The 18258-nt window shown below is 65.3% G+C and carries 15 protein-coding genes; 9 read left to right on the plus strand and 6 right to left on the minus strand.

What is annotated here, in order from left to right; translation table 11 throughout:
- Positions 1-145 precede the first annotated feature (145 nt).
- The 3 genes from IB256_RS14420 to IB256_RS14430 all read right to left on the minus strand — a co-directional run bounded on the left by IB256_RS14420 (position 146) and on the right by IB256_RS14430 (position 4440).
- Positions 146-1183, minus strand: coding sequence for an ABC transporter substrate-binding protein (locus IB256_RS14420; protein WP_192296242.1), 1038 nt, complete (start codon positions 1181-1183; stop codon positions 146-148).
- Positions 1184-1347: 164 nt separating this feature from the next.
- On the minus strand, positions 1348-1977 hold the full coding sequence (locus IB256_RS14425) for a response regulator (RefSeq protein WP_192403021.1): 630 nt from the start codon (positions 1975-1977) through the stop codon (positions 1348-1350).
- A 51-nt stretch (positions 1978-2028) separates the two neighbouring features.
- Entirely contained in the window at positions 2029-4440 is a 2412-nt protein-coding gene (locus tag IB256_RS14430) for a PAS domain S-box protein (protein WP_192296243.1), read from the minus strand.
- A gap of 166 nt (positions 4441-4606) precedes the next feature.
- Here IB256_RS14430 and IB256_RS14435 point away from each other — a divergent pair, with 166 nt between their 5' ends.
- Complete coding sequence (locus tag IB256_RS14435) at positions 4607-5656, plus strand: alpha/beta hydrolase family protein (protein ID WP_192296244.1); 1050 nt, start codon at positions 4607-4609, stop codon at positions 5654-5656.
- Between the two features lie 12 nt (positions 5657-5668).
- Here IB256_RS14435 and IB256_RS14440 read toward each other — a convergent pair whose 3' ends face one another.
- The 3 genes from IB256_RS14440 to IB256_RS14450 are packed head-to-tail and all read right to left on the minus strand — an operon-like array spanning position 5669 to position 8128.
- Complete coding sequence (locus tag IB256_RS14440; protein WP_192296245.1) at positions 5669-6433, minus strand: DnaJ domain-containing protein; 765 nt, start codon at positions 6431-6433, stop codon at positions 5669-5671.
- 1 nt (position 6434) lies between these two features.
- Positions 6435-7109 carry an N-acetylmuramate alpha-1-phosphate uridylyltransferase MurU gene (gene murU / locus IB256_RS14445; RefSeq protein ID WP_192296246.1) on the minus strand — a complete coding sequence of 225 codons (675 nt, stop codon included), beginning with the start codon at positions 7107-7109 and terminating at the stop codon, positions 6435-6437.
- Positions 7106-8128: an aminoglycoside phosphotransferase family protein gene (locus IB256_RS14450; protein WP_192296247.1), complete on the minus strand. Its 1023-nt coding sequence runs from the start codon at positions 8126-8128 to the stop codon at positions 7106-7108. The genes murU and IB256_RS14450 overlap by 4 nt, the downstream gene beginning before the upstream one ends.
- 129 nt (positions 8129-8257) lie before the next feature.
- On the opposite strand from IB256_RS14450, the gene IB256_RS14455 reads away from it, so the two are divergent.
- From IB256_RS14455 to IB256_RS14490, 8 genes are all read left to right on the plus strand, one after another.
- Positions 8258-11029 (plus strand): LPS-assembly protein LptD, encoded by a 2772-nt coding sequence (locus tag IB256_RS14455; protein WP_192296248.1) that lies wholly within the window; start codon positions 8258-8260, stop codon positions 11027-11029.
- Positions 11010-12302: a peptidylprolyl isomerase gene (locus IB256_RS14460; protein WP_139791707.1), complete on the plus strand. Its 1293-nt coding sequence runs from the start codon at positions 11010-11012 to the stop codon at positions 12300-12302. The genes IB256_RS14455 and IB256_RS14460 overlap by 20 nt, the downstream gene beginning before the upstream one ends.
- 131 nt (positions 12303-12433) lie before the next feature.
- Entirely contained in the window at positions 12434-13435 is a 1002-nt protein-coding gene (gene pdxA / locus IB256_RS14465; RefSeq protein ID WP_192403023.1) for a 4-hydroxythreonine-4-phosphate dehydrogenase PdxA, read from the plus strand.
- A gap of 116 nt (positions 13436-13551) precedes the next feature.
- Positions 13552-14379 carry a 16S rRNA (adenine(1518)-N(6)/adenine(1519)-N(6))-dimethyltransferase RsmA gene (gene rsmA / locus IB256_RS14470; protein ID WP_192296250.1) on the plus strand — a complete coding sequence of 276 codons (828 nt, stop codon included), beginning with the start codon at positions 13552-13554 and terminating at the stop codon, positions 14377-14379.
- The gene (gene apaG, locus IB256_RS14475) at positions 14376-14756 is read left to right on the plus strand and encodes a Co2+/Mg2+ efflux protein ApaG (protein ID WP_138213007.1); all 381 of its coding nucleotides are present in this window, start codon (positions 14376-14378) and stop codon (positions 14754-14756) included. The genes rsmA and apaG overlap by 4 nt, the downstream gene beginning before the upstream one ends.
- Positions 14756-15580: a symmetrical bis(5'-nucleosyl)-tetraphosphatase gene (locus IB256_RS14480; protein ID WP_192296251.1), complete on the plus strand. Its 825-nt coding sequence runs from the start codon at positions 14756-14758 to the stop codon at positions 15578-15580. The genes apaG and IB256_RS14480 overlap by 1 nt, the downstream gene beginning before the upstream one ends.
- 46 nt (positions 15581-15626) lie before the next feature.
- Positions 15627-15956 (plus strand): thiosulfate sulfurtransferase GlpE, encoded by a 330-nt coding sequence (gene glpE / locus IB256_RS14485; protein WP_045212715.1) that lies wholly within the window; start codon positions 15627-15629, stop codon positions 15954-15956.
- Between the two features lie 288 nt (positions 15957-16244).
- Entirely contained in the window at positions 16245-18167 is a 1923-nt protein-coding gene (locus tag IB256_RS14490; protein WP_045212719.1) for a PrkA family serine protein kinase, read from the plus strand.
- Positions 18168-18258: the final 91 nt, after the last annotated feature.

Genomic DNA, 18258 nt, shown 5'->3' on the forward strand with positions numbered 1-18258 from the left:
CTCAAGACTAGAGAAGCAGAACCGGCGCGCAAATCGGGCGGTATGAGAGATTGCTATAAGGCTTAGAGAGGATGCTTTGTAGGGCTCGCCCTACAAAAAACAGCGAAACAGGCTGCCGACCAGCTTGTGCTCGGCAGCCCGTCGATCAGCGCTTGGCCCAGGTTTGGAAACGCTGCTCCAGCGCGTCGCCGTGCTCGGCCCAGAACGCCACGTTCATGCCCACGGCATTGGCGATGTTCTGCGGCGCGGTGGGCAGGTTGGCGGCCACGTCCGGCGCCAGCAGTTCCACGGCCTTGCGGTTGGTCGGGCCGTAGGAGATGTTCTCGGCGAAAGCCTTCTGCTGCTGCGGCTGGCCGGCGAAGTTGACGAACTGTTCGGCCAGCTCCTTCTTGAACACGCCCGAGGGCAGCGCCCAGAAGTCGAAGTCGTAGATGCCACCGGCCCAGACCATGCGGAAGCCTTTCTGCTCGGCCTGCGCGGCGGCGATCCGACCGTTGTAGGCGGAGCTCATCACCACGGTGCCGTCGGCGAGGTCGCGCACCGGGTCCTGGCCGGACTTCCACCAGTTGATGCTCGGCTTGAGTTCGTCGAGCTTGCGGAAGGCGCGGTCGACGCCGTCATTGGTCGCAAGCACCTTGTAGACGTCCTTGGGCGCGACGCCGTCGGCCATCAGGGCGAATTCCAGGCTGTACTTGGCGCCCCAGCGCAGGCCGCGCTTGCCGGGGAATTTCTTCGTGTCCCAGAAATCCGCCCAGCTGCTGGGCGTGCCCTGCAGCTTGCTCTGGTTGTAGGCCAGCAGCGTGGTCCAGACGAAGATGCCGACACCACACGGCTGTACCGCGCCGGGAACGAAATCGGCAGTGTTGCCCAGGGTCTTGGGATCGAGCTTCATGAACAGCCCTTCCTCGCAACCGCGCGCGAGTTCGGGGGCCTCGACTTCCACCACGTCCCAGGACACATGGCTGATTTCCACCATGCGCTTGAGCTTGGCCAGGTCGCCGTTGTAGGAGCCGTGTACGACGGCGTTGCCGGTCACTTCCTTGAACGGCTTGTAGAAGGCCGCTTCCTGCGCCTGCTTGTTGGCGCCACCGAAGGAAATCACCGTGACGTAGTCCGCCAGCGCCGGCATCGCAGCGCTCCCCAGCAGGCCGAACAGCAGCCCTCCCCTTACCGCTCGCAACATCTTCTTCTCCTTGTTATCACGACGTACTGCATGAAGCCGGCAATCATTCCCTGCCTCACGCCCGCTAGATAGACGGTGTGTTACAGAAATCGGACACGTCGCACAGAGTGGAGGGAAAAATCAGCGAGCGATCTGCCACAGGTCAAGCCGGCGTCGCGGGGCGGTCAGACGAGCTTGTGCTCCATGGCGTAACGCACCAGGTCCGCCACCGAGTTGGCATTGAGTTTCTGCATCAGCCGAGCCTTGTGGGTGCTGATGGTCTTGCTGCTGACCGCCAGTTGCTGGGCGATGTCGTTGACGCCCTCACCCTGCACCAGGCGCTCGAACACCGAGAACTCGCGCTCCGACAGCAGCGCATGGGGCGGGCGCGAATCGGTCAGGCCGACCTCGAAGACCATGCGGTCGGCGAGATCGGGGTCGATGTAGCGGCCGCCGCTGGCGACCTTGCGGATCGCCGTGAGCAGCAGCGCCGGGTCGCTGTCCTTGGTGGCGTAGCCGGCGGCGCCGACCTTCAGCGCACGGGCGACCATCTGCACCTCGTCGTGCATCGACAGCATCAGGATCGCCGGCGGGTTGTTCAGCGCGCGGATGCGCGGGATGGCCTCCAGGCCGTTGACGCCCGGCATGGAGATGTCCAGCAGGACCACTTCGCAGGGCGTCTGGCGCAGGGTGTCGAGCAACTGCTCGCCGTTGGTGGCCTCGCCGACCACTTGCAGGTCCTTGGCCATGCCGATCAGTTGCTTGATGCCCTCGCGCACGATCGTATGGTCTTCCGCCACCAGCACTCGAATCACCGCCTTTCCTCCCGTTCCACGCTTGTCATTGTCGTTATGGTTTTCGCCCGATCACGCACTTCTGGAGCGCAACGGCACGCGGATCCACAGCGTGGTGCCCTCCCCGGGCTGGCTGTCGATCTGCAGGGTGCCGCCGAACATCAGCACCCGCTCGCGCATGCCCACCAGGCCAAAGGAGACGCCCTGGCGCGTGGCGTTCGGATCGAAGCCCACGCCGTCGTCGGCGATGCGCAGGCACAACTCGCGCCCTTCGACGCTCAGCTGCAATTCCACAGTATGCGCCTGGGCATGCCGCATGACATTGGTCAGTGCCTCCTGGAGGATGCGGAACAACCCGATGGCCTTGGCGTCGGATAGTTCCGGCGGGTTCTCCGGCACCTGCACCAGGCAGGGAATCTGCGTGCGCGATTCGAAGCGGCGCGCCTGCCATTCCACCGCCGAGCCGATGCCGGCATCGAGGATCGGCGGCCGCAGCGCAGTAGCCACGTCGCGCACCAGCTGGAACAGCTGGGCGATCAGGCGCTTCATGTTGTCCAGCCGCTCGCGCAGGCCGCTGTCCAGCTCGGCGTAGGCCAGCTCGCACATGGAAGTTTCCAGCTTGAGCACAGTGAGCACCTGGCCCAGTTCATCGTGCACTTCGCGGGCGATGCGCGCCTTCTCCTCCTCCCGCACGCTCTCCAGGTGCGCCGACAGCTCGCGCAGTTGCGCACGGGAATCCTGCAGTTCCAGCTCGATCTGCTTGTGCTCGGTGATGTCCCAGACCACGCCGTCCCAGGCAGGCCGGCCGTCGTCCAGGGTCCGCACCGTGGCCTTGATGTCGACCCAGCGCGGCTCGTGGCTGCGGGTGAGGATGCGGCCCTGCCACAGCCAGTTTCGATGGCCTTCCACCGCGTCCAACTGGCTAGCCAGGTAGCTCTCGCGCTCGGACGGATGCACCAGGCCCATGATGCCCAGGCCGCTCTCGCGCAGGTAACCGGGCGAGTAACCCAGCGAGGTTTCGCTGCCGCCGGTGATGAAGCTGATGTAGGCGAAATCGGAATCGTCATCCGGCGCGTTGGGCTCCAGGCGGAACACCAGCCCCGGCACGTTGGCGGCGATGCCCTGCAGGCGTGCCTCGCTCTCTTCCAGCGCGGCGCGGGCGCGGCGGCGCTCGGTGACGTCGGTGAGGAACACCAGCAGGTATTCCGAATCGCCGAAACGCAGAAAGCTCAGCGAAACGTCCGCCGGCAGCCACTGGCCATCGGCGCGCAGGCAGCGGGTCTCGAAGCTCAACGGTGCCTCGTCGGCATTGCGCGCGCGGCGCCAGAGGTTGAGCCAGCGGTCCATGTTCAGCGTCGGCTCGAAGTCCGACAGTGGCCGGTCCACCACCGCTCCCGGCAAATAGCCGAGCATCTCCTCGGCCGCGCGATTGGCGTAGCGCACATGGCTGTCCCAGTTGACCCACAGGATGCCCACGGTGCTGCTGTCGATGGCGAACTGGGTCAGGCGCAGGGCCTGCTCCGCCGCCTGGCGCAGTTCGATATCGCGGCGCGCGGCGAGCAGGCGAGACTCCAGCGCACGGTGCTGGCGACGCAACCAGAGCAGCGCGGCAACCGCAAACAGAAGCAGCAGGCCGAGCAGGATGCAGAGGTTCTGCCAGAAGCCGGGGGAGGAGCCCAGGCGCGGGTAGGTCGGTTGCAGCCAGCGTTCGTGGAGCTGATCGAGGTCCTTGGCCGGCACCGCACGCAGGGCCGCGTCGATGATCCCGGACAACTCCGGCAGGCCGCGCCGGGTCGCCACGCGGAGCAGCTGCGGATAGCCGATATCGGCCACCACCAGCAGGCCGGTGAACTCGGTTTCGCGGGTCAGGCGCGCCAGCTGCGCCTCGTCGATCACCGCGTAATTGGCCTCGCGACCGAGCACTTTGCGTAACACCTCCCGGTCGCTGTCGACCACTTGCAGGGTCAGCCCCGAGTAGGTGCCACGCAGGTAGTCCACCACCGGGCCGGGGCCGCGCACGGAGACGGACTCGCCTTCGCCGAGGGTATCCAGCTCTACCGAAGTGCCGCTGCGGCGATCGCCCACAACGAGACGCGGAACGCGCAGGTAGGGGTCGGAGAACAGCCAGTCGCGCAAGGTCGAAGGTGTCTGGCTGACGCCGGGCGCAAGATCGATTTCGCCAGCGCGCACCGCTTTCTCCAGCGCAGCCTGATCGGGAAAGGTGCGCCACTCCAGGCTGACATGCAGAGACTTGGCCAGCCACTCCAGCAGTTCGACGTTGGCCCCGGAGAGCTGCTGCAGGCGGCGATCCTGCTGCACATAAGGTGCCTCGAGCACCGCGCCAACGCGTAGCTGCGGGTGCTCGGCAAGCCACGCGAGCTGCGCCTGATCCAGGGTCAACGGCGGCGCGGCGGTTTCCGCCACCGCCAGCAACGGCAGGCAGCAGAGCCAGGCCAGGCAGGCTTTCCAGAACAGACGTCTCATGCCGACAGCACCATGGATTTCACTCAGGTCAAAGCAAATGGCCGGCATACCTTACAGCAACCCCGGTTGAACCCGGCACGCCTGCGCCTGACAAAGCTAATACAAGCCGCTAGGCTGGCCGCTCTCGCGCCCGCCGCTTGCTGCCCGCCAGACAGGGATATCTTCGATGCCGCATTTGCCTCGCCCGACGCTTCTCGCCCTCAGCCTGTGCCTCGGCCTTGCGCCGCTGGGCGCCAGTCAGGCCGAAGACGCCAAGCCCGCCGCCGAAAAGCCGGCCGCTGCGCCGGTGGTGCGCCCGGCGGTGAGCGAACGCAGCCAGGACGAAGCCAGTGGCCTGGTGCGCCAGTTGCCTGAAAGCGAACGCCAGGAGCTCAAGGCCGGCGACGAAACCTTCCTTGCCCTCTGGCTGCCGGCCAATGCCGCCGACGCCTCGGGCGCAGTGATCCTGATTCCCGGCGATGGCGAAAGCGCCGACTGGCCGGTAGCGATCGGCCCGCTGCGGCGCAAATTGCCCGATGCCGGCTGGCAGACCCTCGCCGTCACCCTGCCCGACCCGCAAAGCACCGCGCCGATTCCGCGCCCGAAGGAGTCGCCTGACAAGGCCAGCGCCGATACCGACGCCACGGCCGCCGACAGCGCCAGCAAACCCGAAGTGAAGGGCAGCGAAGGCAGCGCAACGCCGACCCCGGAAAGCACCGGCGAAGCCGGCAGCGCCGAGCCGGCCCAGGCCAGCGCCGAAGCCCCGCCGCCTCCCACCGACCCGGTGGAACTGCGCAAGGCCCATGCCGAGCGCGTGCTGGCGCGCATCCAGGCGGCCGTCGAACTGGCCCAGCAGCACAACCCGAAAACCATCGTCCTACTCGGCCATGGCACCGGCGCCTACTGGGCGACCCGCTACCTGGGCGAACGCACGCCAGCCGAAATCAAGAACCTGCTGCTGGTGGCGCCGGAGATGCCGCGCGACTTCAAGCCGTCGCTGGACGAAACCGTGCCGCTGCTGAACCTTGCCACCGGCGACTTCTATTACAAGGACAAGGCGCCTGACGTGGCCGCCGCGAAACTGCGCCTGCAGGCGAGCAAGCGGCAGAAGGCGCCGAACTACGTGCAGATCGGCATGAATGCCCTGCCGGCAGACCTGGGAACCGAGCAGGACCAGCTTTATCGGCGCATCCGCGGCTGGCTGTCGATGCACCTGGAGCCAATCGAGCAGCCCTGAGGGCCGCACGGTTCAGCGAAAGCCGCGACGCTGCCGCACCAGCAGGTAGGCGTCCTGTATCTCGCGGGTCCGGCTCGTCGCCGCGGCGATCCGCTCGGGACTCGCCCCCAGGCCTTCAAGCTTGTCCGGGTGGTTCTGGCTGATCAACTTGCGGTAGGCGCGCTTGATCTCCTCTGGTTCGCTCTCCGCCGTCACGCCCAACAGTCGCAGCGCTGCGGTGTAGGACTCACGCGGCGTGGCGGGCGGTTTGGGCGGTTCGGCGCCCGCCGACAGCGCGAGCACCCTGGAGCGGGAAAGCCCCAGCGAATCTCCCCACTGCAGCAGCAGGTTCTTCTGCGCAGCGTTCGGCGCGCCGCCTGCCCAGGCCATGCGCCAACAAGCCTGTACCAAGCCTTCGGCCGTAGCCTCCTGGCCGTGGCGCTGGCGCAGGCCGGCGTCCAGCAACTCACCGCCGGGCTTGCCGCGACCGAAGGCATCGATGGCCTGGAGACGGGCTTTGTCATCCAGTTGCAGACGCAGCATTTCGGCCCGCGCCTGCTGGATATGCGCATCGATAACACGACCGCGACTTTTGGCCAGCCGGCCAAGCAGCAGGAACAGCAACTCCTGGTCGCCGACTCGCGGCCCGCCGCGCAACTGATCGAGCAGGCCCCGCCAGGTGCGCTGCTTCAGGCGCCGGTCAAGCACCTGGCCCAGCAACGCACCGAGCATGGCACCCGGAATGCTCGCCAATGCCCAGCCGGCGATGACGCCCACCAGAGTCCCCGGCCAGAACACCTCAGCCCTCCGCCAGTTGACGTTCGACTTCCGCCAGGCGCTCGTGAGTGCCGACGTCGATCCAGCGCCCGCGATGATGGGCGCCGCTCACCCGGCCGGCTGCCATGGCCTGGCGCAGCAGCGGCGCCAGCTTGAAGGCGCCGGGCTCGCAGCCCTCGAACAGCTCGGGGCGGAGGATGGCGATGCCGCTGTAGGTCAGGCTCGGCTGGCCTTCGCGGTAATCGCTGACACGGCCTTCACTCAGGCAGAAATCGCCACGAGTGTGGTGCCCGGGGTTGTCCACCAGCACCAGGTGCCCCAGGTCGTCCTCGGCCAGCGCGCCGTTCAGGCTCGCGTAATCGAAGTCGGTCCAGATGTCGCCGTTGGCGATGACGAAGGCCTCGGCACCCAGCAGCGGCAGCGCCTTGAAGATGCCGCCGCCGGTTTCCAGCGGTTCGCCCTCGGGCGAGTAGCGGATGTTCACACCGAACGCCGAACCGTCGCCCAGGTGATCCTCGATCTGCTGGCCGAGCCAGGCGTGATTGATCACCAATTGATCGAACCCGGCCCGACGCAGCGCCTGCAACTGGTACTCGAGCAGCGGCACGCCACCAGCGCGCACCAGTGGCTTTGGCGTGTGCAGGGTCAGCGGGCGCAGGCGTTCGCCCTTGCCCGCGGCGAGGATCATGGCTTTCATGCGGGATGCGTCTCGTCTTTGGGCAGATCGGCCAGCAGCGCCGCGAGGTCAGCCAGTTCAGGCCGGCGCGCGATGACGCTCTCCAGGTAGCGGAAGAAGCGCGGCACATCGCTCAGGTAACGCGGCTTGCCGTCGCGGTGGCAAATGCGGGCGAAGATGCCGATCACCTTGAGGTGGCGCTGGGCACCCATCAGGTCGCTGGCGCGGAAGAAGGTCTCGAAGCTGTCCGGCAGCGGGATCCCGGCGGCCTGGGCCTTGCGCCAGTAGCGCGACAGGCCGTCATGCACACGCGGTTCGGGCCAACTGAGGAATGCGTCCTTATAAAGGCAGGTCACGTCGTAGGTCACCGGGCCGTAGACCGCATCCTGGAAATCCAGGATGCCGGGGTTCGGCTCGCTGAGCATCAGGTTGCGCGGCATGTAGTCGCGGTGCACGAAGACGCGCGGCTGCTCCAGGGCGCTTTGCACCAGCAGGTCGCAGGTGCGCTCCCAGCGGGCGAGCTGCTCGCCTTCCAGCGTCACGCCGAGATGCCGTTGCAGGTACCAGTCGGGGAACAGCTGCAACTCGCGGCGCAGCAAGGCCTCGTCATAGGCCGGCAAGCGCTCGGCGACATCGACCTGCTGGAAGGCCACCAGGGCGTCGAGGGCATCCTCGAACAGCTCCTCGGCGTTCTGTGCGGTGAGCACATCCAGGTAGGTCTGGCGGCCCAGATCGTCGAGCAGCAGGAAACCCTGCTCGACGTCCTCGGCCAGAATCTTCGGAACGTGCACACCGGCCTCGGCCAGCAGGCCGGCGACCTTGATGAAGGGTCGGACGTTCTCCTGGGGGGGAGGCGCGTCCATCACGATCAGACTGCGGCCCTCGCCCTGCCAGCGGAAATACCGGCGGAAACTGGCGTCGCTGCTGGCTGCGGTGAAGCTGGCCTCGGGCACCGGGCCCCAGCCCTGCGCGTTGAACACTGCGGGCAAACTCAAGTCCAACCAGCCGATCATCTGCTGGTAACGGGCATCCTGTGACATCTTTATGGGTTCTCCACGGCCCTAGCCGTTGCGCGGGTCATGCTTTATTATCCAGCATCTTTTTGAGCCCATCGAGAGGCGTGCGGTCCGCTTTGGGCCGATGGCTCGCAGGAAGCCCGGATTAACAAGATGGCAGTGAATTTCCCCGTGTTCCGTAGAAAATTCCCCTTACTGGTGACCGGTGGCCTGCTGGCTATCCAGCCGCTCGCCTCTGTGACCGCGGCACCCGGTGAGCAGTTCGCCTGCCAGCCCTCCGCGTCCGGCGCCTGGGACTGTTCCTCGCAGAACAGCGCCAGCAGCGTACCGCGCCCACAGCACGGCGCCAGCTCGGTCAGCGCCGGCGGCACCGCCGCCGCCAGCAGCTCGAAGTCCTCGGGCAGCTCGAGCAGCAGCGCCGGCGAAGAGCCGAAGCAGCTGGTCACCGAGTCCGGCGGCCGCGGTCTGAAGTCGCGCAGCAGCGACTACAGCCACCTCGACTGGATCCCGCGCGACAAGCTCACCGCCGCCCAGCAGGCGGAAATGGGCCCGTATTGCAGCGGTGCCTATGTCGAGCCGATCCGTCCGGGCATGAACGACAAGACGCCCAACGACGAGGCTCCGACCTACGTTTCGGCAAAAGTGTCCCGCTACGAGCAGGAAAAACAGATTGCCACCCTCGCGGGTAACGTGGTCCTGCGCCAGGGCAGCATGCAGGTGGAGGCCGACGAGGCCAACCTGCACCAGGCCGAGAACCGCGGCGAGCTGGTCGGCAACGTCAAGCTGCGTGACAACGGCGCTCTGATCGTCGGCGACCACGCCGAGCTGCAACTGGACAATGGCGCGGCGAAGATCGACAACGCCGAGTACGTCATGCACCAGGCGCAGATCCGCGGCAGCGCGCTGTACGCCAAGCGCCAGGAAGACGCGATCATCCAGCTCAAGGACGGCACCTACACCCGTTGCGAGCCGGGCAGCAACGCCTGGGTCGTCAAGGGCAACAACATCAAGCTGAATCCGGCCACCGGCTTCGGCACCGCGACCAACGCGACCCTGCGGGTGAAGGACATTCCGGTCTTCTACACCCCGTACATCTATTTCCCGATCGACAACCGTCGTCAGTCCGGCTTCCTGGCGCCTTCCTTCGCCAGCTCGACCGACACCGGCTTCACGCTGACCACGCCGTACTACTTCAACCTGGCGCCCAACTACGACGCCACGTTGTACCCGCACTACATGGTCAAGCGCGGCCTGCTGATGGAAGGCGAGTTCCGCTACCTGACCCACAGCAGCGAAGGCGAGGTCACCGCGGCCTACCTGAACGACAAGAACGACGACCGCAAGGACTTCCCGCAGTACACCGACACCCGTTGGCTGTATGGCTGGAAAAACACCAGCGGCCTGGATTCGCGCCTGTTGGCGCAGGTCGACTACACCCGCATCAGCGACCCGTACTACTTCCAGGACCTGGATACTTCGCTGGGCATCGGCTCGCCGACCTTCGTCAACCAGCAGGGCATCCTGACCTACCGTGGCGACAGCTACACCGCCAAGCTGAACGCGCAGTCCTACCAACTGGCGACCGTGACCGACGTCACCCCGTATGATCGCCTGCCGCAGCTCACCCTGGACGGCAAACTGCCGTTCAACCCAGGCGGTCTGAACTTCACCTACAGCACCGAGGCCGTGCGCTTCGACCGCGATCTGGATGAAGGCTACTACCGGATCGACGTCGACAATCCGACGCTCTATCCACGCCCGGACACCAACATCCGGGGCCTGGCGCGGGCTACCGGCGATCGCTTCCACGCCGAGCCGGGCATCAGCCTGCCGATGAACCGCAGCTGGGGCTTCATGACCCCGACGGTCAAGGCGCTGTACACCAAGTACGACCTGGACCTGGATGGCAAAGGCAAAGCCACGCTGCCGTCCTACATCGACTACGACAGCAGCCCGGATCGTTCGCTCGGCCTGGCCAAGCTGGACTCCGGTCTGTACTTCGACCGCGACACCACCTTTGCCGGCACCAAGTTCCGCCAGACCCTGGAACCGCGCGCGATGTACCTGTACGTCCCGTACAAGGACCAGGACAACCTGCCGACCTTCGACACCGGCGAGTTCACCTTCAGCTACGACTCGCTGTGGCGTGAAAACCGCTTTACCGGCCGTGACCGCATCGGCGACGCCAACCAGCTGTCCCTGGGCCTGGGGTCGCGCTTCATCGAAGACGATGGCTTCGAGCGCGCCTACATTGCCGCCGGCCAGATCTACTACTTCAGCGACCGACGCGTGCAACTGCCCGGCCTGACCGAGAACGATCTGGCCGCCAGTGGCGCGAAGAACCCGGACGCCGACACCTGGCGCTCGCCCTACGCGCTCACCGGCGTCTACCGCTTCAACCACGACTGGTACGCCAGCTCGGACTTCAACTGGAACCCGAACACCAACCATACCGACAACGGTAACCTGATGTTCCACTACCAGCCCGAAGCCGATCCCCGCAAGGTGCTGAACGCCGGCTACCGCTACCGTGCGGACAGCAAGCGCTTCAACCCGAACACCGGCCAGTTCGAGTACGGCAGCGACGAGTACAAGATCGAACAGCATGACTTCTCGTTCATCTGGCCAGTCCTGCCGCAGTGGGCCGCCATCGGCCGCTGGCAGTTCGACTACAACCAGAGCCGCACGCTGGAAGCCTTCGGTGGCTTCGAGTACGACAGCTGCTGCTGGAAGCTGCGCCTGATCAATCGCTACTGGGTCGACTACGACGACGAGGAATTCGTGACCTCCACGTCCAAGGCCGACCGCGGTATCTTCCTTCAAATCATCTTGAAAGGCCTTGGCGGCGTGGTTGGCAACCAGGTGGAAGGCTTCCTCGACCAAGGTATCCAGGGTTATCGTCAACGTGAAGACAATGCTATGTAAGGCCCTGCGCCCGCTGATGCTGGGCGCGCTGTTGGCAAGTTCCGTCGTGCACGCCGAAGTGGTTCCGCTGGATCGCGTGGTCGCCATCGTCGATAACGACGTGGTGATGCAGAGCCAGCTGGACCAACGCCTGCGCGAAGTCCGTGCAACCATCCAGAAGCGCGGTGCGCCGCTGCCGCCCGAGCACGTGCTGACCCAGCAGGTGCTCGAACGGCTGATCATCGAGAACATCCAGCTGCAGATCGGTGACCGCTCCGGCGTTCGTATCACCGATGAAGAGCTGAACCAGGCCATGGGCACCATTGCCCAGCGCAACAACATGAGCCTGGACCAGTTCCGTGCCGCCCTGTCCCACGACGGCCTGTCCTACGACGAGGCCCGCGAGCAGGTGCGCCGCGAGATGATCATCAGCCGGGTGCGCCAGCGCCGTGTGGCCGAGCGCATCCAGGTCAGCGAGCAGGAAGTGCAGAACTTCCTCGCCTCCGACCTCGGCAAGATCCAGCTCTCCGAAGAGTACCGCCTGGCCAACATCCTGATCCCGGTCCCCGACAGCGCCTCGCCGGAAACCGTGCAGGCGGCAGCCCGTCAGGCTCAGGAAATGTACGAGCAGCTCAAGCAGGGCGCGGACTTCGGCCAGCTGGCAGTGTCCCGCTCGGCTGGCGACAACGCCCTGGAAGGCGGCGAGATCGGCTGGCGCAAGGCTGCCCAGCTGCCGTCCCCGTTCGACAGCATGGTCGGTAGCCTGGCCGTGGGCGACGTGACCGAGCCAGTCCGCACCCCGGGCGGCTTCATCATCATCAAACTGGAAGAGAAGCGCGGTGGCAGCAAGATGCTGCGTGACGAAGTCCACGTCCGCCACATCCTGCTCAAGCCCAGCGAGATCCGCAGCGAAGAAGAGACCCAGCGCCTGGCCGAGAAGCTCTACGAGCGTATCCAGGCCGGCGAAAGCTTCAGTGATCTGGCGAAGAAGTTCTCCGAAGACCCGGGCTCCAAGCTCAACGGTGGCGACCTCAACTGGGTCGACCCGGAGTCCCTGGTACCGGAATTCCGCGAGGTGATGAACAACGCTCCGCAAGGCCAGGTCACCAAGCCGTTCCGCTCGCCGTTCGGCTGGCACGTGCTGGAAGTCCTCGGTCGCCGCGCCACCGACAGCAGCGACAAGTTCCGCGAGCAACAAGCCGCCCAGACCCTCCGCGCACGCAAGTACGACGAGGAACTGCAGGCCTGGCTGCGCCAGATCCGCGACGAAGCCTACGTCGAGATCAAGCAGTAAGCAGCGCGAGTCGCTCAGTAAAGAAACCCGGCCATGGCCGGGTTTCTTTTTGCTTGTCGAAAGCTTCGAAGAACCGGGGCTTCGTCGTAGAGTAGGCCCATCCGCTGCAACTCCCGATTCGAGAGCCCCTGATGAGCACTTCCCACCTTTTCGCCCTCACCCCCGGCGAGCCCGCCGGCATCGGCCCCGATCTCTGCCTGCTGCTGGCCCGCGAAGCGCAACCGCACCCGCTGGTCGCCGTCGCCAGCCGTGAACTGCTGGCCCAGCGCGCTGCCCTGCTAGGGCTGAACATCGACCTGCAGGATGTTGGTCCCGGCCAGTGGCCCAGCGTCGCCGCTCCGGCCGGCACCCTGTATGTCTGGGATACACCGCTGGCCGCCCCGGTCGAACCGGGCAAGCTGAACCAGGCCAACGCCGCCTACGTACTGGAGACCCTGACTCGCGCCGGCCAGGGCTGCCTGGACGGGCATTTCGCGGGGATGATCACCGCGCCGGTACACAAGGGCGTGATCAACGAGGCCGGAATCGCCTTCTCCGGCCACACCGAATTCCTCGCCGACCTCACCCACACCGCCCAGGTGGTGATGATGCTCGCCACACGCGGCCTGCGCGTTGCGCTGGTGACCACCCACCTGCCACTGCGGCAGATTGCCGATGCCATCACCCCGGATCGTCTGGAGCGTGTCACCCGCATCCTGCACGCCGACCTGCGCGACAAGTTCGGCCTGCCCAATCCGCGCATCCTGGTCTGCGGCCTGAACCCCCACGCCGGCGAGGGCGGCCACCTCGGCCACGAAGAGATCGACGTGATCGAACCGACCCTGGAACGCCTGCGCAGCGAGGGCATGCAACTGATCGGCCCGCTACCGGCCGACACGCTGTTCACTCCCAAGCACCTGGAGCATTGCGATGCCGTGCTGGCGATGTACCACGACCAGGGTCTGCCGGTGCTCAAGTACAAGGGCTTCGGCGCGGCGGTGAACGTGACGCTGGGCCTGCCGATCATCCGCACCTCGGTGGACCACGGCACCGCACTGGACCTCGCCGGCACCGGCCGGATCGACAGCGGCAGCCTGCAGGTCGCCCTGGAAACCGCCTACCAGATGGCCGAAGCCGGCGCTGGCGCGCGCTGATCCCGGGCATTCCGTTCGGCCAGCGTTTCGTGCTGGCCGCGCCGGGCTGGTAAACTGATGGTTTTTCCGCCTCCAGCCGGCCGCCACAGGCGCCCGGCTGCTCTCCGGAGCCCTCGATGTCCGAACTCTTCCAGCACCGCGCCCGTAAACGCTTTGGGCAGAACTTCCTGCATGACGCCGGGGTGATTCACAAGATCCTGCGCGCCATCGCCGCCAAGGAAGGCCAGCACCTGCTGGAAATCGGCCCGGGCCAAGGCGCCCTGACCGAAGGCCTGGTGGACAGCGGCGCTAAGCTCGACGTGATCGAGCTCGATCTGGACCTGATCCCGCAACTGAAATGGCGCTTCGGCCTGAAGCCCAACTTCAGCCTGCACCAGGGCGACGCCATGAAGTTCGACTTCGCAACCCTCATGGCCTCTGCCGAGGACAAGCTGCGCGTGGTCGGCAACCTGCCCTACAACATCTCCACCCCACTGATCTTCCACCTCCTGGACCATGCCTCGCTGATCCAGGACATGCACTTCATGCTGCAGAAGGAAGTGGTGGAGCGCCTGGCCGCCGAGCCGGGCAACGGCGACTGGGGCCGCCTGTCGATCATGGTGCAGTACTTCTGCCGCGTGGATTACCTGTTCACCGTCGGCCCCGGCGCGTTCAACCCGCCGCCCAAGGTCGAATCGGCCATCGTCCGCCTGGTGCCCTACGCCGAACCGCCGCACCCGGCCAAGGATCACCGCATACTGGAGCGCATCGTCCGCGAAGCCTTCAACCAGCGCCGCAAGACCCTGCGCAACACCCTGCGCACGCTGATGAGCGTCGAGGACATCGAAGCCGCCGGCGTCGATCCGACCCTGCGCCCGGAGCAGTTGAGCGTTGCCGACTTCGTCAGCCTGGCCAACCGCTACAGCGAAACCAACCCGGAAGCCGAGCAAGGACCGAGCGCATGAGCGACCCCCGCTACCAGGTCAGCGTCAGCGTCACCACCCGCCACCTGCCCGAGCAATCCCAGCCGGAGCAGCAGCGCTACGTGTTCGCCTACACCGTGACCATCCACAACCACGGCGAGCTGGCCGCCAAGCTGCTGACTCGCCACTGGATCATCACCGACGGCGACGGCCATGTGCAGGAAGTGCGCGGCGCCGGCGTGGTCGGTGAGAAACCGCTGATCGAACCGGGCGCCAGCCACACCTACACCAGCGGCACCGTGATGGCGACCAAGGTCGGTAGCATGCACGGCAGCTACCAGATGGTCGCCACCGACGGTCACCACTTCGACGCAGATATCCCGGCATTCCGCCTCGCCGTACCGGGGGCGCTGCACTGATGGCCACCTACGCCGTCGGCGACTTGCAGGGTTGCCTGGAACCGCTCAAGTGCCTCCTGGAGCAGGTAAAGTTCGACCCGGCCCGGGACAAGCTGTGGCTGGTGGGCGACCTGGTCAACCGCGGCCCGGCGTCGCTGGAAACCCTGCGCTTCCTTTTTGGCATGCGCGATTCGCTGGTCTGCGTGCTGGGCAACCATGACCTGCACTTGATCGCCGTCGCCTACAACGCCGAGCGCCTGAAGAAGAACGACACCCTGCGCGAGATCGTCGAGGCGCCGGACTGCGCGCAACTGATCGAATGGCTGCGGCAAATGCCGCTGGTGCACCACGACGCCCAGCGCGACATGACCCTGGTGCACGCGGGCATCCCGCCGCAATGGGACATCGACAAGGCCCTGCAACGCGCCGCCGAAGTCGAAGCTGCCCTGCGCGACGACGCCCAGCTACCGATGTTCCTCGATGGCATGTACGGCAACGAGCCTGCCAAGTGGGACAAAAAGCTCACCGGCATCGCGCGCCTGCGGGTGATCACCAACTACTTCACGCGCATGCGTTTCTGCACCCCCGACGGCAAGCTCGACCTGAAATCCAAGGAAGGCCTGGACACCGCGCCTCCTGGCTACGCCCCCTGGTTCAGCTTTGCCGAACGAAAGGCCGCCGGACGCAAGATCATCTTCGGCCACTGGGCCGCACTGGAAGGCCAGTGCGATGTCCCCGGCCTGTTCGCCCTCGACACCGGCTGCGTGTGGGGCGGCAGCATGACGCTGATGAACGTCGATACCCTCGAGCGCATCCACTGCAGCTGCGCCGATAAACCAGAATGAATGATTGCAGCGCAGCCACAGGCTGCGCGCCTTGCGAGGTAACCCCATGAGCGACTTCAAGCGCATCGCCCCCGACCAGGCCCAGCAACTGCGCGAAAGCGGCGCCCAGGTCGTCGACATCCGCGACCCGCAAAGCTACGCGACGGGCCACATCAGCGGCTCGCGGCACATCGACAACTACTCGGTGGCCGACTTCATCCGCGAGGCCGACATGGACGCACCGCTGGTCGTGGTCTGCTACCACGGCAACTCCAGCCAGAGTGCGGCAGCCTATTTCGTCCAACAGGGCTTCTCCGAGGTCTACAGCCTCGATGGCGGCTTCGAACTGTGGCGCAGCGTCTACCCCGCGGATACCAGCGCTGGCGGCTCCGACTGAAAGCCCCTACGAAAGGGGCGGATTAGCCCCTTCAAAAAATCTGTAACTTCTCGCTCTTTCGTCCTTTACACACTGAAGAACGAACTATCCTTTCCCTCAGGCCATCCAAAAAAGGGAGAGCCGGCACACCGGCTTCCGGTTAATCGGCAGTGACCATTGGGGCGGATCAGGGCAGTGGCCAGGTTCCGTTGGAGTTCTGGGGGATTCTCGCCGGTAAGCACTGGCAGCCCGACCGCACCCGCACAGACCGATCCGGCGCCGGCTCCATGCATCGAGCGAGGAGACGTCATGAGCATTTTCAGTCACTTCCAGGAACGCTTCGAAGCGACCCGTCAAGAAGAGTACTCCCTCCAGGAGTACCTGGATCTCTGCAAGCAGGACAAGATCGCCTATGCCACCGCCGCCGAGCGGATACTGATGGCCATCGGCGAGCCTGAGCTACTCGACACATCCGTCGATTCCCGCCTGTCGCGAATATTCTCCAACAAGGTGATCCGCCGATACCCGGCCTTTGCCGACTTCCATGGCATGGAAGAGTGCATCGACCAGATCGTCTCTTTCTTCCGCCACGCCGCCCAAGGCCTGGAAGAGAAGAAACAGATCCTTTACCTCCTGGGCCCGGTCGGCGGTGGTAAATCCTCCCTCGCCGAGAAGCTCAAGCAGTTGATGGAGCACGTGCCCTTCTATGCGATCAAGGGCTCGCCGGTGTTCGAATCGCCCCTGGGGCTGTTCAACCCGGACGAAGACGGCGCCATCCTCGAGGAAGACTACGGCATCCCGCGCCGCTACCTGCGCTCGGTGATGTCGCCCTGGGCCACCAAGCGCCTCAACGAGTTCGGTGGCGACATCAGCCAGTTCCGCGTGGTCAAGCTGCACCCCTCGATCCTCAACCAGATCGCCATCGCCAAGACCGAACCGGGCGATGAGAACAACCAGGACATCTCAGCGCTGGTCGGCAAGGTGGATATCCGCAAGCTGGAAGAATTCCCGCAGAACGACGCCGACGCCTACAGCTACTCGGGCGCGCTGTGCCGGGCCAACCAGGGCCTGATGGAATTCGTCGAGATGTTCAAGGCACCGATCAAGGTCCTGCACCCCTTGCTCACCGCGACCCAGGAGGGCAACTACAACAGCACCGAGGGCCTCGGCTCGCTGCCCTACAGCGGTATCATCCTCGCCCACTCCAACGAATCGGAATGGCACAGCTTCCGCAACAACAAGAACAACGAGGCCTTCATCGACCGGATCTACATCGTCAAGGTGCCGTACTGCCTGCGCGTCTCCGACGAGATCAAGATCTACGACAAGCTGCTGATCAACAGCTCGCTGGCGCACGCCCACTGCGCGCCGGACACCCTGAAGATGCTCTCGCAGTTCTCCGTGCTGTCGCGTCTGAAGGAGCCGGAGAACTCCAACATCTACTCGAAGATGCGCGTCTACGACGGCGAAAACCTCAAGGACACCGATCCCAAGGCCAAGTCCATCCAGGAATACCGCGACACCGCCGGTGTGGACGAGGGCATGTCCGGGCTTTCCACCCGCTTCGCCTTCAAGATCCTTTCCAAGGTATTCAACTTCGACCCGCATGAAGTCGCTGCCAACCCGGTGCACCTGCTCTACGTGCTGGAACAGCAGATCGAGCAGGAGCAGTTCCCGCCGGAAACCCGCGAGCGCTACCTGCGCTTCCTGAAGGAATACCTGGCCCCGCGCTACGTCGAGTTCATCGGCAAGGAAATTCAGACCGCGTACCTGGAGTCCTACAGCGAGTATGGCCAGAACATCTTCGACCGCTATGTGCTGTACGCCGACTTCTGGATCCAGGACCAGGAATACCGCGACCCGGAAACCGGCGAGATCCTCAACCGCGCCGCCCTCAACGAGGAGCTGGAGAAGATCGAGAAACCGGCTGGCATCAGCAACCCGAAGGATTTCCGCAACGAAATCGTCAACTTCGTGCTGCGCGCTCGCGCCGGCAACAACGGCAAGAACCCCAGCTGGCTGTCGTACGAGAAGCTGCGTGTGGTGATCGAGAAGAAAATGTTCTCCAACACCGAGGACCTGCTGCCGGTCATCAGCTTCAACGCCAAGGCGAGCAAGGAGGATCAGCAGAAGCACAACGACTTCGTCAAACGCATGGTCGAGCGCGGCTACACCGAGAAGCAGGTGCGCCTGCTGTCGGAATGGTATCTGCGGGTTCGCAAGTCGCAGTAGTCTGCCATCGGCGCGGCGGCATTCCCGCCGCGCCGGTCGCCGTCGCATTCGGACCTGTCCGTGGCGGCTCCACGCCGCTACGCAGCAGGCC

It is taken from the genome of Pseudomonas sp. PDM17, from assembly GCF_014851985.1.
In the GTDB taxonomy this organism is placed as follows: Bacteria; Pseudomonadota; Gammaproteobacteria; order Pseudomonadales; family Pseudomonadaceae; genus Pseudomonas.